This window comes from Delftia lacustris (assembly GCF_040267515.1).
GTDB lineage: Bacteria > Pseudomonadota > Gammaproteobacteria > Burkholderiales > Burkholderiaceae_C > Comamonas > Comamonas tsuruhatensis.
In genome coordinates, this window is sequence record NZ_CP141274.1 from 3,358,444 (window position 1) to 3,373,055 (window position 14,612).

The 14,612-nt window shown below is 66.8% G+C and carries 12 protein-coding genes; 4 read left to right on the plus strand and 8 right to left on the minus strand.

The features are described 5' to 3' along the window. The gene (locus U6958_RS16765) at positions 1-927 is read right to left on the minus strand and encodes a LysR family transcriptional regulator (protein ID WP_074922093.1); all 927 of its coding nucleotides are present in this window, start codon (positions 925-927) and stop codon (positions 1-3) included. A 166-nt stretch (positions 928-1,093) separates the two neighbouring features. On the opposite strand from U6958_RS16765, the gene U6958_RS16770 reads away from it, so the two are divergent. Both U6958_RS16770 and U6958_RS16775 read left to right on the plus strand, forming a co-directional pair. Next, positions 1,094-2,419, plus strand: a complete 1,326-nt coding sequence (locus U6958_RS16770) for a serine hydrolase (protein ID WP_208607057.1) — start codon at positions 1,094-1,096, stop codon at positions 2,417-2,419. Between the two features lie 118 nt (positions 2,420-2,537). Continuing rightward, the gene (locus tag U6958_RS16775; RefSeq protein WP_074922098.1) at positions 2,538-4,334 is read left to right on the plus strand and encodes a methyl-accepting chemotaxis protein; all 1,797 of its coding nucleotides are present in this window, start codon (positions 2,538-2,540) and stop codon (positions 4,332-4,334) included. A gap of 32 nt (positions 4,335-4,366) precedes the next feature. On the opposite strand, the gene U6958_RS16780 is transcribed toward U6958_RS16775, so the two are convergent. Next, the gene (locus tag U6958_RS16780; protein WP_034366969.1) at positions 4,367-5,347 is read right to left on the minus strand and encodes a DNA-binding protein; all 981 of its coding nucleotides are present in this window, start codon (positions 5,345-5,347) and stop codon (positions 4,367-4,369) included. A gap of 208 nt (positions 5,348-5,555) precedes the next feature. Between U6958_RS16780 and U6958_RS16785 the strand changes: the two genes are divergently transcribed. Next, positions 5,556-6,761 carry a site-specific integrase gene (locus U6958_RS16785; protein ID WP_404997205.1) on the plus strand — a complete coding sequence of 402 codons (1,206 nt, stop codon included), beginning with the start codon at positions 5,556-5,558 and terminating at the stop codon, positions 6,759-6,761. A gap of 36 nt (positions 6,762-6,797) precedes the next feature. Here the strand turns inward: U6958_RS16785 and bioB are convergent, their stop codons facing one another. Beyond that, positions 6,798-7,859: a biotin synthase BioB gene (bioB, locus tag U6958_RS16790; protein ID WP_012205605.1), complete on the minus strand. Its 1,062-nt coding sequence runs from the start codon at positions 7,857-7,859 to the stop codon at positions 6,798-6,800. Positions 7,860-8,273: 414 nt separating this feature from the next. Here bioB and U6958_RS16795 point away from each other — a divergent pair, with 414 nt between their 5' ends. Beyond that, positions 8,274-10,253 carry a UvrD-helicase domain-containing protein gene (locus U6958_RS16795; protein ID WP_074922100.1) on the plus strand — a complete coding sequence of 660 codons (1,980 nt, stop codon included), beginning with the start codon at positions 8,274-8,276 and terminating at the stop codon, positions 10,251-10,253. A 6-nt stretch (positions 10,254-10,259) separates the two neighbouring features. Here U6958_RS16795 and U6958_RS16800 read toward each other — a convergent pair whose 3' ends face one another. The 5 genes from U6958_RS16800 to U6958_RS16820 form a co-directional block, all read right to left on the minus strand. Beyond that, positions 10,260-10,730 (minus strand): VOC family protein, encoded by a 471-nt coding sequence (locus tag U6958_RS16800; protein WP_074922103.1) that lies wholly within the window; start codon positions 10,728-10,730, stop codon positions 10,260-10,262. Positions 10,731-10,817: 87 nt separating this feature from the next. After that, positions 10,818-11,660, minus strand: coding sequence for a YdcF family protein (locus U6958_RS16805; RefSeq protein ID WP_074922106.1), 843 nt, complete (start codon positions 11,658-11,660; stop codon positions 10,818-10,820). A 9-nt stretch (positions 11,661-11,669) separates the two neighbouring features. After that, positions 11,670-12,506: a lectin gene (locus U6958_RS16810; protein ID WP_034366965.1), complete on the minus strand. Its 837-nt coding sequence runs from the start codon at positions 12,504-12,506 to the stop codon at positions 11,670-11,672. 156 nt (positions 12,507-12,662) lie between these two features. Further along, entirely contained in the window at positions 12,663-13,427 is a 765-nt protein-coding gene (locus tag U6958_RS16815) for an enoyl-CoA hydratase (protein ID WP_034366961.1), read from the minus strand. Continuing rightward, positions 13,424-14,611 carry a CaiB/BaiF CoA-transferase family protein gene (locus U6958_RS16820; protein WP_046238539.1) on the minus strand — a complete coding sequence of 396 codons (1,188 nt, stop codon included), beginning with the start codon at positions 14,609-14,611 and terminating at the stop codon, positions 13,424-13,426. Before U6958_RS16820 ends, U6958_RS16815 begins: the two co-directional genes overlap by 4 nt. Position 14,612: the final 1 nt, after the last annotated feature.

Below are 14,612 nucleotides of genomic sequence, written 5' to 3' on the forward strand. Positions count from 1 at the left end.
TCAGGGCTGCGCCGTCTCCAGCTCGGCCAGCCTCACCGCCACAAAATCCCGCAACGCACGCACCAGCGGCGTGAACTGCCTGCGGCTGGGTGCGACCAGGAACAGCGGCACGCACTCGGTCGTCCAGTCGGTGCACAGCGCAAGAAGGCGGCCCCGGGCCAGGTCCTCGGCCACGTCGAAATACGACTTGTAGGCAATCCCCCGCCCGGCCACGGCCCAGCGCCGCACGGCATCTCCGTCATTGGCCACATTGCGGCCGCGCACCCGCACATGGACGGGCTCAGGTACGGCAGCCCCCTGCCCTGCCGGCCAGAAGCTCCAGCGGTCGTGCACTTCCTCGCCCAGCATGAAGCAAAGGCAGTCATGGCCGGCCAGGTCGTGGGGGGTGGCGGGGGCGCCACGCTGCTGCAGATAGGAAGGCGCGGCGCAGAGCACGCGGCGGTGCGTGTCCGACAGCGGCAAGGCCACCAGGCTGGAATCCTGCGGCCTGCCATAGCGAAAGGCCGCGTCCACAGGCTCGCTGTAGACATTGGCCGCGCGGTCGGACAGGTGCAGGCGCAGATCCACGCCTGCGTGCTGGCTCTGGAATTCGTCCAGCCAGGGCATGAGCACATTGCGGCCCAGGTCGGAGGGGGCGGCCAGTTGCAGCGTGCCGCGCAAAGCGGCCTGGCCGCCAGCCAACTGGTCGCGCACCTGGCGCAGGCCGGCCAGCGCGGGGCGGCAGTGCTCCAGAAACAGCTCGCCCTCCTGCGTGAGCCGCAGGCTGCGCGTGGAGCGCACGAACAGGGTCACGCCCAGTTCTGCCTCCAGCCGCTTGAGCGCTGCGCTGGCCGCAGCCGGGGTCAGGACCAGGGCGCGCGCCGTGGCCGAAAGGCTGCCGCTGTCTGCGGTGCGCACGAAGATATCCAGGTCTTGCAGGCTTTTCATGGGCGTTCGCCAGGCTTTGATTTTCAAAAACTATTTGAAGCTTAGTCCAACGAGAAGGCCATTTGTCGCGCTTGCGCCAACTGGGCGCACGGCCTGGGATGGAAGCCGGCTTCCATCCTTTGGCAGCGGATCTTGGCGCCGCGGCAACCGTAGTATGGTTGCCGCCATGCAGCTCAAACATTTCGCCGGTGCCCTGGCTGGCAGCCTTGTGTTCGCCACAGCCACGGCAGGGGTCACCGCAGCCAAGACCCCCTCTTATCCCGATGCCGATGCCAGCGACCCCGCAAAGCTGGGCTGGATGGTGGGCTCGCCGCCGCCGCCGGACCGCACGCTGCGCTTCGACGACGGTTCCTATTTCCAGTTTCCCGCCATGCGCTGGAGCGTCTCGCACTTTCGCCAGCTCATGCCCACGGTGAATGTGTCGCGCGGCCTGGCGCCTGCAGCGCCGCTGGCCCAGGCGTTGCGCGAAGACATCGACGATCTGCGCTTCACGCCATTGGGTGCCAGCCAGCCCATGACCTGGCGCGATTCGCTCAAGGCCAACTACACCGACGGCATCGTGGTGCTGCACAAGGGCCGCGTGATCTATGAGCGCTACTTCGGCGTGCTCAAGCCCGAAGGCCAGCACGGCGCCATGTCGGTGACCAAGTCCTTCGTCGGCACGCTGGCGGCCATGCTGGCTGCCGAGGGGCAGCTCGACCCCTCGCGCCGCGTGTCGGAATACGTGCCCGAGCTGGCGGCCTCGGCCTTCGGCAACGCCACGGTGCGCCAACTCATGGACATGACTACGGGCATACGCTTCAGCGAAGACTATGCGGACCCCCAGGCCGAGGTCTGGGCGCACGCGGCAGCGGGCAACCCGCTGCCCAAGGCCAAGGACTACACCGGGCCGCGCAGCTACTACGAATTCCTGCAGACCGTGAAGCCCGAAGGCGTGCACGGCAAGGCCTTCGGCTACCGCACGGCCAACACCGATGCGCTGGGCTGGGTGCTGGCGCGCGTGAGCGGCCAATCGGTGGCCGATCTGCTGTCCGAGCGCATCTGGAGCCGCCTGGGCGCCGAGCAGGATGCCTACATGTCGGTGGACTCCACGGGCACGCCCTTTGCAGGCGGCGGCCTGAACCTGGGCCTGCGGGACCTGGCGCGCTTTGGCGAGATGCTGCGCAACCGGGGCCAGTTCAACGGCCAGCAGATCGTTCCCGCAGCCGCCGTGGACGACATCCGCCGTGGCGGCGATGCGGCGGCCTTTGCCAAGGCCGGCTACAAGCTGCTGCCGGGCTGGACCTACCGCAACATGTGGTGGGTCACGCACAACGCCCATGGCGCCTTCGCAGCGCGCGGCGTGCATGGCCAGACCGTCTACATCGATCCCAAGGCACAGATGGTGATTGCGCGCTTTGCCTCCCATCCGGTGGCTGGCAATGCGGCCAATGACCCGACCTCGCTGCCGGCCTACGAGGCGCTGGGCAGGCTGCTGGCGGGGGAGCGCTGAAGGGGAGCGAATTTCCCGCATAGGCTTCGGCGGCCAGGGGGCACCGCCTGCAAGAACGCGTATTGTCAAGAAAATTTGCTAACGTATGTAGCATCTTCTTGCAATAAGTAATTCTTCTATGTTCCAGTCCCTGCGTGCGCGACTCATCGCGCTCAGCGTGGCCATCGTCACCGTGGCCATGCTGGCCCTGGCCATTGCCAACTTCCTCACGGTGCAGCGCCATGTGCTGTCCACCCTCGACGACCAGAGCCGCCAGCTCGTGAACGCCCAGGCCCAGGTGCTGGGCGAATGGGTGGCGACCAAGCGCCTGCTGACGCATACGCTGGCCCAGGCCGTCGATACGCCGGACCCGCGTGCCGTGGTCCAGGCGCTGCGCGACGGCGGCGGCTTCTCGGATGCCTACTTCGGCTACACCGACAAGCGCATGTTCTTCCTCAACGAGATGGCTGCAGACTACGACGTGACGGCCCGCCCCTGGTTCAGGCAGGCGTTGAAGGAAGGCCGCCCCATCGTGACGGCGCCCTATCTGTTTGTCTCTCCACCCGAAGTGGGCGTGACCTTTGCCGAGCCCGTGGGCCCGGCCGGCAATCCTGTCGCCGTGGTCGGCACCGACGTGCTGCTGACCACGGTGGTGCGCACCGTGGGCGCCATCCGGCCCACGCCGGGCAGCTTTGCCTTCTTGGTGGATGAGGCGGGCGCCATCGTCACCCATCCCGATCCGGCACTCACGCTCAAGCCCGTCTCCGCGCTCTCGCCCCAGTTGGGTGCCGACGCCATCCAGGCCCTGCCCAAGGCGGACTCCGGCATGCGCACGGCCGTCGGCGGCAAGGACTTCCTGCTCTACGGCCAGGGCGTGCCCGGCACGAACTGGCAACTGGTGGTGGCCGTGCAGCGCGACGAGGCGCTGTCCGCGCTGGGTTCGCTGCTCAAGGTGTCGGGCGCCATCGTTGCCATTTCGCTGATCCTGGCGATTGCGCTGCTGGGCGCCGTCATTGCCCGCGTCACGCGCCGGCTGGCCGTGGTGCGCGATGCGCTGGAAGACATCGCCTCGGGTGACGGCGATCTCACGCGCCGCCTGTCGGTGCAAGGCAATGACGAACTGACGCAGATCGCACGCGCGTTCAACCACTTCACCGACAAGATCGCCTCGGTGCTGGTGCGCATCCGGGAATCGTCCGAGACCGTGCGCCATGCCTCCACCGAAATCGCCAGCGGCAACCAGGACCTGTCGGCACGCACCGAGCAGCAGGCCAGCTCGCTGGAGGAAACGGCTGCCGCCATGGAGCAGCTCACGGCCACCGTGCAGCACAACGCCGAGAATGCGCGCCAGGCGCGGCAACTGGCCAGCAGCGCCTCGGACATCGCCACGCATGGCGGCACCGTGGTGGACCAGGTGGTGCGCACCATGGGCGGCATCGAGCAGTCCTCGCACCGCATCGCCGACATCATCGGCGTGATCGACTCCATCGCGTTCCAGACCAATATCCTCGCGCTCAACGCCGCTGTGGAAGCAGCCCGTGCCGGTGAGCAGGGCCGCGGCTTTGCCGTGGTGGCCTCTGAAGTGCGCACGCTGGCCCAGCGCAGCGCCACGGCCGCCAAGGAAATCAAGGTGCTGATCGATGACTCCGTGGGCCAGGTCGATGCCGGCAGCCGGCTGGTGCAGGACGCAGGCGCCACCATGGGCAAGGTGGTGGAAAGCGTGCAGCGCGTGACCGCCATCGTCACCGAGATCAGCAATGCCAGCCAGGAACAGAGCACGGGCATTGCCGAGATCGGGACCGCCGTCAGCCAGATGGACCAATCCACCCAGCAGAACGCGGCCCTGGTCGAAGAGGCCACGGCCGCCGCCCAGTCGCTGCAGCAGCAGGCCGCGCAGCTGGCGGATGTGGTGGCGGGGTTCCGGCTCCAGTCCTGACCGGGCCCAGCCAGGGGCGCAGGCCCTGACTGCTAGCCCCGCCTGTCCTTGAGGCGCGTCATGGAGCGGCGCGCCGCAGACAGGCTTGCGCGCCGGCCCATGGGCAGTCCAGCACCCGCCTCGGGCATGGCCGCGCCGGCCAATCGCTGCTGCGCCTGCAGCAGGCTGCGCAGGTCCGCTGCCCGCTCCTGCGCCAGGGCGGCCGCATTCTGGGCGGTCTGCAGCTGGGAATGCAGGCTCAGCTGCTCCTCCTCGCTCTTTTCATAGCGGCTTTGCAGCTCTGCAAGGCGGGTCGCTGCCTTGCGCTCCTGCTCGGTGGCGGCCTTGCGCGCGGCCGCCAGTTCCTGCCGCGCACGATCCACCTCATTGAGCATGTGGCGCTCATTGCCCGCGTACTGCTCGGCCATGCGCTGGCGCTCCAGCGCGGCGGACTGCATTTCCTCGCCATGCTTTTGCTGCAACGCCTCGCGCTGGCGGGCGGCTTCGGCCAGCGCATCGCGCATTTCTTCCAGGCGTTCGTCGCGGTCCTGCAGCTGCTGCTGCATTTCATCCAGCCGGCGCGACAAGTCCTGCGACTGGGCCTGGGCCACTTGCAGGGCCTGGTCCATGGCCTCTTTCTGCGCTTGCATGGACGCCTCGCGCCGCGCCATTTGCTCCTGCTGCTCCTGCAGCTCGGCCTGCGTGGCCTGTGCCGCTTCCTCCCGGGATTGCAGGGCGGCGCGGGCGGCCTCCATGGCCTCTTCCTGGGCGGCGTCCCACAGCTGCTGCGCCAGGCGCTGAACGGGATCGGGCACCGACGACGGCAGCAGCTCGCCCTGCCCTGCCGCCACGCCCAGGCGCTGGCCCAGCGTGGCAAACCAGGTCTCCAGCATGGGGCTGACGGTATTCGGCGAGCCCCGGCCAATGTGCTGGCGCACGCGCTCGATGGTCGGCCGCAGGCCCTGGGCGATCAAGGCGTCTGCCGCGGCCCAGACATCGGCTTCCTGCACGCCACGGGTGGATGTTTTCTGCATATCGTGAACTATTTTCCAGATTACCAACGATAAGTGATTGTTATCGTCACTTATTTTAATGTTACGTAATACATCATATGTGTCATGTATTAAATATTACATATGAAATTTTCATACAGTATGGATACGTACATTACACGGCTTTGCCCAGGCAAAAAGCCGCTGCAGCCCTCTGGAAAGCTTGAAAACTGAACTTTGCATGGCCTGCATGGCCGCAGGCTCCGCGGCGGGCGGCCATGCTGCGCCGGGCGACAATCCACAGATGCGCAACGGCCCCTTTTCGCTGATTCCCCAAGACCAGCCTCCGGAAGACACACGGCAAGGCCGCACCCTGCCCTCTGCGGGGCTGGAGCCTGCCGCCCAGCAGGCCGTGCGCGAGTTGCTGCGCGAGGGCGAATCCACCAACACCAGAAACAGCTACCAGAGTGCGATGCGCTACTGGGCCGCCTGGCATGCGCTGCGCTTTGAGCGGCAGATGCAACTGCCGCTGGATGTGCCCTGCGTGCTGCAGTTCATCATCGACCACGCCCAGCGGCAGACCGGCGCGGGCCTGGCCAGTGAAATGCCGGCGAACATGGACCGCGCCCTGGTCGAGGCCGGATACAAGGCCCGCGAAGGCCCCCTGTCGCACAACACGCTGGTGCACCGCATGGCGGTGCTGTCCAAGGCCCATCAGGTGCACGGTTTGGCCAATCCTTGCCAGGACGGCGCGGTGCGCGAGCTGATGTCGCGCACGCGCAAGGCCTATGCGCGGCGCGGCGAGCAGCCCGCCAAAAAGGATGCGCTGACGCGCGACCTGCTGGAGCAATTGCTGCAGACCTGCGATGACAGCCTGCGCGGCCGCCGTGACCGCGCCCTGCTGCTGTTCGCCTGGTCCAGCGGCGGGCGCCGCCGCTCGGAGGTGGCCGGGGCCGACATGCGCCACCTGCGCGCCGTGGGGCCGCAGGAATTCATCTACACGCTGGCGCACTCCAAGACCAATCAGTCCGGGCGGGATGTGCCCGAGAACCACAAGCCCGTGACCGGGCGCGCGGCCCAGGCGCTGGCCGATTGGCTGCGTGCCGCCGCCATACAGGAAGGGCCGATCTTCCGGCGCATCCGCAAGGGCGGCCATGTGGGCGAGCCCCTGTCACCGGCCGCCGTGCGCGACATCGTGAAGCAGCGCTGTGCGCTGGCAGGCGTGGAGGGAGATTTCTCGGCGCATTCCCTGCGCTCGGGCTTTGTGACCGAGGCCGGGCGCCAGAACGTGCCCCTGCCCGACACCATGGCGCTGACGGGGCACAGCAGCGTCAATACGGTGCTGGGCTATTTCCGTGCGGATTCCGCGTTGAGCAACCGTGCGGCCCGGCTGCTCGATGCCGGCGACGACGATGCGGCCGCCGCCGCGCAAGGCAGCGGCCGGCCGCAATCCTGAGCCGCTGGCTCAAAAGAGCTCAAACTCTCAAAAAGCTCACTCCTGTACCGAGGTCCGCGTGCCGCTCAGGCCCAGCTTGCGCAGCAGCGTGGTGTCGGCCTCCACATCGGGGTTGCCGGTCACCAGCAGCTTGTCCCCGTAGAAGATGGAATTGGCGCCGGCCATGAAGCACAGGGCCTGCACGGCATCGCCCAGTTGCTGCCGGCCTGCCGACAGGCGCACGCGCGCCGTGGGCATGGTGATGCGCGCCACCGCGATCACGCGCACGAAGTCCAGCGGATCGACCGGCTCGCTGTCCGCCAGCGGCGTGCCAGGCACGCGCACCAGGCTGTTGATGGGCACCGACTCGGGATGCGGATTGAGATTGGCCAGCTGGGCGATCAGGCCCGCGCGGTGCACGGGCGCCTCGCCCATGCCGATGATGCCGCCGCAGCACACGCTGATGCCTGCGCCGCGCACGGCCTTGAGCGTGTCCAGGCGGTCCTGGTACTGGCGCGTGCTGACCACGTCCTGGTAGTACTCGGGCGCGGTGTCCAGGTTGTGGTTGTAGTAGTCCAGGCCCGCTTCGCGCAGCGACTGCGCCTGGTGGGGCTGGAGCATGCCCAGCGTGGCGCAGGTCTGCATGCCCAGGCCCTTCACGGCGCCGATCAGCTCGTTCATCTTCTCGATGTCGCGGTCCTTGGGCGCGCGCCAGGCCGCGCCCATGCAAAAGCGCGTGGCGCCGGCATCCTTGGCGGCCTGGGCGGCGCGCGTGACTTCGTCCACGCTCATGAGCTTTTCTGCCTTGACGCCGGTGTCGAACTCGGCCGCCTGCGGGCAGTAGCCGCAGTTCTCGGGGCAGCCTCCGGTCTTGACCGACAGCAGCGTGGCCAGTTCGATATCGCCCGCAGGCCAGTGCTCGCGGTGCACGCTCTGGGCCTGGAACATCAGGTCCATGAAGGGCTTGTCCAGCAGTTCCTGGATGGCCTGCACGCTCCAGGCGCCTTCAAACGGCAGCGTGTCGCTTTTGGAGGGGCGTGCATGCCATTGCAGGGGGCTGCCGGCCGCAGGCTGTGCGGAGGTGGCGGAAGTCGTCGGGGTGGTGCTGCAGGCGGTCATCAAAAACTCCTCTGTGGGTCTGCTTTTTTCATTCTGATGAGCAAAAAAAGCCTTGGGAATGAAAAAGCCGGCTCCTTGGCAAAAATAGTTGCCCCATTTTCATGGCCTGCAAAAAAAGCGAACTTCGCTTATTTTTGAGCGATGTTGGGCATGTTTTGGCAGAAGTTCTTCTCGGTGACTTCTTCTTGCCGCAAGCACGCGGCCATTGGCGTTCAACATCGCTCAATTGTCCGATGAGCGCTTCAAAAGATGCGTGGACAGGCGCGGCAACGGATTCCCAATACCTGCCAGATGCCTCTCCAAAACGACCACAATGGGTGCCCGCCGTCGTCGCCACGGCGGCTTTCAGCCCTGCCGGCCTGCGGCTGAACCGCTTCCCTCTGCTTTCGCCGCTTTTGCTCAGATTTCCCTCACATGTCCCTGCGCTCCCTGGAATTTCCTACCGATCACGGCAAGCCGCTGCTGCTCTCGCGCGAGCAGCAGGCCATCCTGGCGCATGAGGGGCGTTCGGCCATCGTGGCTGCGCTGGCGGGAGTGGGCAAGACCACGACGCTGGCCTGCAAGGTGGTCCAGGCCTGCCGCAGCGGCCAGGCGCAGCGCATTCTGGTGCTGGCGTATTCGCGCTCCGGCGTGGCGGCCTTCCATCACCGACTGCAGCAACTGGTGCGCGAGGTGCCGCCCCAGGTGCAGATCACCACGGTGGAGCGCTGGGCGGCCCAGCAGATCCGCCGCCGCGACCCTGCGGCTCGCTTTCTGGCCGACCGCGTGGCGCTGCAGGCCCGTGTGCGCGAGGCCCATGATGCGCTGCGCGAGCGACTGGCCTGGCAGCCCGACCCTTTGTTCGAGCAGCCCGGCGATCTGGATCTGGACGCCTTCTGGGATTTCAACCTCAGCGCCAAGAAGTCGTTGCTGCCCCAGCGCCTGGCCGAGGAAGGCATGGGACTGGCGAGTTTCTGCGAGGAGTATTTGCTCGACTACCGCCTGGCCTGCCTGTTCTTCGAGTACGAGCGCCGCCGCATCGATCACTGCGGCGACCCGCTGTACTACGCCGAAGGCGACTGCAGCCATGCACTGGCCAGCGACGCCCTGCAGGGCCAGGCGCTGGACCTGCCGCGCTACGACCTGGTGGTGTTCGACGAGATGCATGACCTGGACCCTGCCTCGCTGCAGGTGCTGCGAGCCCTGGTCGGAACCAGCGGCTGCGCCTTTCTGGGCGCAGGCGACTTCAACCAGCACATCGAGGCACAGGCCTGGTCCGTGTTCCGCGACAAGCTCCACCAGCTCGATGATTTCCTGCCCCAGGCCACGGCCACGCTGGCGCTGACCCAGTCGCGGCGCTTTGGCCTCCAAGTGGCCAAGGCCGTCAATGCGCTGTTCAATGTGGGCTTGACAGCGGCGCCCACGCGCTTCAGCACCGTGCACCAGCTGCAGCACTCCGACGACAGCGAGTGCATTGACCAGTTGCTGCAGATCCAGGCCAGCCTGGCACGTGCCACCGAACCCGCTGCGCCGGGCGAGCCGCCTTCTGGCAGCGCGCGCAATCCCTCGCTGACCGTGATCCTGCGCCACGAGCAGGACGCCTGCGCGCTGGAATGGGCCATCCACCGCGCCGGCAAGTCCGCCAGCTTCTACGGCTTCAAGCGTTTTTACCTGCAGCGCGAGATTGCCCTGCTGCTGGGCCTTTGCTATGCACATGGCATGCAGGCGCTGTCCTGGAAGGCCGAGACCAGCGTGCTGGGCAGCGAGATCCTGGCGGCCTTTGTGGAAGGTGCGCTTTTCTACGGCAAGGGCAGCGTGGATGGTGCCGACATGGCCGATCCGTCAAGCCGCCATACGCTGGCCCAGCGCATGGCGGGCGAGATGCTGCACAACCCGCAGATCATCTGGCGCTTCCTGAGCGACCAATCGAGCCTGCAGGGCGGACAACGCAACTTCCAGTCCTTTGGCAGCTTCTTGCAGCTGCCCCTGGCGCTTCAGTCAGACGCGCGCAGCCTGCTGGAGCAGGCCGATGTCTGGGGGCTGTTTGCCGGCGTGGCCCTGTCGCAGGCCCAGACGGCGGCCTTGCGTCAGCGCGTGGAGGCTTTCATGGATTGCGTGGCCGGCATGACCGTGCCCGACATGCTGGCCCAGGTGGCGGCCATGGCCACGCGCTTCGAGCGTGCCGTGCGGGCCGAGCGCGGATTCGACTTCCATCTCAGCACCATCGAGGAAGCCAAGGGCAAGGAGTACGACCACGTCGCTCTGCCCTTCATGGAGCCTGGCCGCTTTCCGGCGACGGCCCCGCACGCGCTGGCCTTTCTGGAGCGCAACCGCCTGTACGTGGCCATGACGCGCGCCAGAAAAAAGCTGTGGCTGCTGGAACATGTCCAGCGGCGCGTACAGCCTTTTGCCTGAGGCGCCTCAGCCCAGCGCGGCGATCACCTCGGCCGGCGCCTGCACCAGCTCGATCAGCACGCCCTCGCCAGCGATCGGAAACTCGTCATTGCTCTTGGGGTGCAGAAAGCAGATGTCGTAGCCGGCAGCGCCCTGGCGTATGCCGCCGGGCGCAAAGCGCACTCCCTGCTCCGTCAGCCACTGCACGGCCAGCGGCAGGTCGTCGATCCACAGGCCGATATGGTTCAGCGGCGTGGTGTGGACGGCAGGCTTCCTGTCGATGTTCAGCGGCTGCATGATGTCCACCTCCACCTTGTGCGCGCCCTGGCCCATGGCCAGGATGTCTTCGTCCACGTTCTCGCGCTCGCTCTGGAAGGTGCCGGTCTGGGTCAGCCCCAGCATGTCCACCCACAGGCGCTTCATGCGCTGCTTGTCGGTGCCGCCGATGGCCACCTGCTGTATGCCCAGAACCCGGAAAGGACGCTGTTCGCTTGCCACTGTCTCGCTCCTGTTGATGTATGAAGAATCACATTGTGGAGGCAAACCGGGGCACGCAAGGCGCAGCGGGCAATGCCGCCATGGGGCTCAGAACTCCCCCAGCACCCAGCCGCTGATCACCGCAAAGTACTCGCGCAGCCAGGCGTTGGCGCGGATCGTCACGGGCGTGGGCGCGCCCACGGTGAAGGCCTGGCCGTAGCCGCTGCGCTCGGCGATCCAGCCCGCGCGCAGCGTGTGGAAATCGCTGGTGACGATGGCAATCGCCGCGTCCGGGGCCACGCCGCGCTCCTGCAGCAGGGGCAGGCTCCACGCCAGGTTCAGCGCCGTGCTGGTACTGCGCTGCTCCATCAGCAGGCGTTCTGGCGCAATGCCGTGGCGTTGCTGCAGATAGCGCGCCATGACGGCGCCCTCGCTCTCGCTTTCCCCAAAGTCCACGCCGCCGCTGGTGATCACCAGCGCCTTGGGCTGGCTTGCAGCCAGTTCGGCGGCGCGGTCCAGCCGCTGGGCCAGCGTCAGCGACGGTTGTCCCTCACGCGTGGCGCTGCCCAACACCACGATGGCCTGCACCGGCTGGTCCGGTGGCAACCCGGACGAGGCGGACAGCAGGTGCGCCCAGAACACCAGCAGGCTGACCAGCCACATCGCCAACGCCGCCCAGCCCAGCCACCAGGCGCGCCGCAGCCAGGCACTGGCACGCAGCCTGCGCGCAATGGCCGCGCGCCAGAAGCTGCACGCCATGAACAGCAGGCCCAGCACCGCTGGCAGCGTCACGCCCAGATTGAACATGCCGCGTGCCATCAGCACCACGGCATCGCCCAGCAGCACGGCGCCAGTGATCAGGCCCAGCCACTGCAAGGACCCCAGCCGCCGAATGCCCGCGACGGCGTTGCGTCCGGGCACTGGCCCGGGCGCGGCAGAGAGCTTGTGCAACAAGCGTCCTCAGTTCCAGCGCTGGTTGGGGCCGCCGGCGCAGGACCACACGATGACGGGCTGGCCCGGCCGGGCATTGCCGCCTTCGATGTCCAGGCACTTGTTGGCAAAGCGGCTGCGGATCTGTCCACGGCTCCAGTCCCATTTCTGGTTGGGCTGGTTGCGGCATTGCCAGGCGATCACGCGCGCGCCATTGCGCGTGCTTCCGTCGGCGACGTCCAGGCACAGGTCGCCCACGCGCATCTCGCCATCACGCGTCAGCGTGAAGCGCTGGTTTTCACCGCCGCTGCAGTGGTACACGATAAGGCCGTTGCCCGGGCGCAGGCCACCCGACACATCCAGGCACAGGCCGTTTTGGCCCCGCACCTCCCGTCCGCCCCACGACGGGTAGCCGGGCTGATGGCCCGGGTAGCCCGGATAGTGGTCATCGTTCCATTGCTCGTCGCGTTCACGTTCGCGGTCCTTGTCGCGCTTGTTCGCCAAAATGGCGGCGCCGGCAATGGCTGCCACGGCGGCACCGGCGATCCATGCGCCCGTGTTGTCGCTTCCGCCTTCCTGGCCCTGCGCGCCCTGGGGCAGGCCGGTCAGGATGCGGAAACGCCCGCCGCAGCCACCCTTGACCCACATCTCCCGGCGGCCCAGGTCATAGCCCCAGTTTTGGTTGTAGCTGCAGTTGCCCGCCAAGGTCTCGACCAGTTGGACCTGCTGCGCGTCGTCGGGCAGGCTGTAGGTCTGATAACGACCGTTGGACATGAGCTGCACCGTCTCTTCGCCTGCATGCGCAGGCAAAACCGGCAGGATGAAGCTGCTGGCCAGCAGGACGGAAATGCATTTATTGATTTGCATGGGATTTCTCGGGCTGCGTTGATCTGAGGGGCGGCTACGCGCAGCAACCGGCCTTTTCTTTCAGGCCAAGAATGCAGCCACCGCCTCTTTCCAGGCTGTGGAGTTTAGCCAAGCAATTTGTAGGATTGCGCCAGATTCTGGCAAGGCTGGCTCAAATCATTGCCTGTTGAATCCCGCCACCCCCGCCCGAAACTCCCCACTCCCATACACCGCAGAAACCAGATCCTCATCATCCAGCCGCTGCTCCACGACGATGCGCCGCAGGCTTTCCTTGACTGCTGACTGGGTGGTTGCCGACAAGGCCATGAGCTGCTCGGCCAGCGCCTGTGCCTGGGCTTGCAATTGATCTGCCGGCACCACCGTATGCACGAACCCGCAGGCCTCGGCCTGCTCGGCTGACAGGTAGTCCGCCAGCAGCAGCATGCGCTTGACGCGTGGCACGCCCAGGCTGGCCACCAGGCGGGCGATGTTGCGTGACGACAGCGTGTTGGACAGCGTCTTGGCAATCGGCGCACCGAAGCGCGAGCCGGTGCTGCAGATGCGAAAGTCGCATGCCGTGGCCAGGGCCAGGCCGCCGCCCACGGCCCAGCCGTCGATGACGGCGATAGTGGGCACGGCGATGCGCTCCACGGCGTCGATCACGCGCTCCACGAAGGCTTCATAGGCAATGCCTTGCTGGCCGTCATGGAAGTCCTTGAAGTAGGCGATGTCCGTGCCCGAGATGAAGGATTTGCCGCCCGCACCGCGCAGCATCACGCAGCGGATGGCCGAGTCGGCCTGGCAGCGCTCCAGGGCCGTGAGCAATGCCTCGTACATGGGCATGCTCATGGCGTTGTGGCGTTCGGGGCGGTCGATGAGGATCTCGGCCGCGCCCCCGGCGTGAACGGTCAGCGCCACGGATTCATGCAGGGCGGTGCTCATGCGGCGGCCTTCAGGGCACGGAGTTCGGCCATGATTTCCGCGTTGTGCTCGCCCAGCAGGGGCGGATGGCGGCGCACCTGCTGGGGGGTGCCCAGCATCTTGACGGGAAAGCCGATGTTCTTGACCTTGCCCTCGATGGGGTGGTCGATCTCCATGCACATGCCGCGGTGCCGGCCATGCTCGCCCTCGAAGGCTTGCGGATAGGTGAGCAGCGGGCCGGCGGGAATTCCGGCCTCCAGCATGCGGTCCACCCAGTCGGCGCTGTCGTGGTGGGCCAATTCCGCTTCCAGCTCCCCTATCAGTGCCTCGCGGTGCTTCAGGCGCAGCGCCACGGTGGCGTAGTCGGGGTGCTCGAGCAGATCGGGGCGCTCGATCAGCGCGCACAGCCTGGCCCAGAGTTTCTGGTTGGTGGCGCCCATGACGAAGTAGCCGTCGCGCGCCTTCACGGCCTGGTAGGGGGCGCTCATCTTGTTGCTGGTGCCCAGCGGCGCGGGCGGCACGCCGGTGCCCCAGTATTCGGACATGTCCCAGATCGAGAAAGCCATGGCCGAGTCGAACAGCGAGGCGTCTATGTGCTGGCCCTGCCCTGTCTTCTGCGCGCCGATATAGGCGGCCAGCAGGCCGTAGGTGGCGAACAGCGCGCAACCGATGTCGGCCACGGGCACGCCGGCCTTGACGGGTTTCTCTCCCTTGTAGCCGGTGACGCTCATCACGCCCGACATGGCCTGGGCCATGAGGTCGAACCCCGGCCGCTGGGCCCAGGGCCCGCTCTGGCCGAAGCCCGAGATGCTGACATAGACGATGCGCGGGTTGATGCGGCGGATGCTTTCATAGTCGATCTTCAGGCGCTGGACCACGCCGGGCCGGTAGTTCTCGACGATGACATCGGCTGTCGTGGCCAATTGGTAGAAGGCCTCGCGCCCCTCCTCGCTCTTGAGGTCCAGCGTCAGCGACCGCTTGTTGCGGTTCATGTTCAGAAAGCCCATGCTGTCCGGGCCCTTCATCTTGAAGCCCATGGCGCCGCGCGTCTGGTCGCCGGTGCCCGGAGGCTCGACCTTGATGACATCGGCGCCCAGGTCGGCCAGCAGCATGCAGGCAAAGGGCCCGGCCATGACCTGGCTGACGTCAAGCACGCGTATGCCTTGCAGGGGCAGTTGTTGCGGGTTGGATGGGGAATTGCTCATG

Coding starts and splice junctions, on each gene's coding strand:
- U6958_RS16765 (WP_074922093.1), bottom strand. CDS start 927: ATGAAAAGCCTGCAAGACCTGGATATCTTCGTGCGCACCGCAGACAGC.
- U6958_RS16770 (WP_208607057.1), top strand. CDS start 1,094: ATGCAGCTCAAACATTTCGCCGGTGCCCTGGCTGGCAGCCTTGTGTTC.
- U6958_RS16775 (WP_074922098.1), top strand. CDS start 2,538: ATGTTCCAGTCCCTGCGTGCGCGACTCATCGCGCTCAGCGTGGCCATC.
- U6958_RS16780 (WP_034366969.1), bottom strand. CDS start 5,347: ATGCAGAAAACATCCACCCGTGGCGTGCAGGAAGCCGATGTCTGGGCC.
- U6958_RS16785 (WP_404997205.1), top strand. CDS start 5,556: ATGGCCGCAGGCTCCGCGGCGGGCGGCCATGCTGCGCCGGGCGACAAT.
- bioB (WP_012205605.1), bottom strand. CDS start 7,859: ATGACCGCCTGCAGCACCACCCCGACGACTTCCGCCACCTCCGCACAG.
- U6958_RS16795 (WP_074922100.1), top strand. CDS start 8,274: ATGTCCCTGCGCTCCCTGGAATTTCCTACCGATCACGGCAAGCCGCTG.
- U6958_RS16810 (WP_034366965.1), bottom strand. CDS start 12,506: ATGCAAATCAATAAATGCATTTCCGTCCTGCTGGCCAGCAGCTTCATC.
- U6958_RS16815 (WP_034366961.1), bottom strand. CDS start 13,427: ATGAGCACCGCCCTGCATGAATCCGTGGCGCTGACCGTTCACGCCGGG.
- U6958_RS16820 (WP_046238539.1), bottom strand. CDS start 14,611: ATGAGCAATTCCCCATCCAACCCGCAACAACTGCCCCTGCAAGGCATA.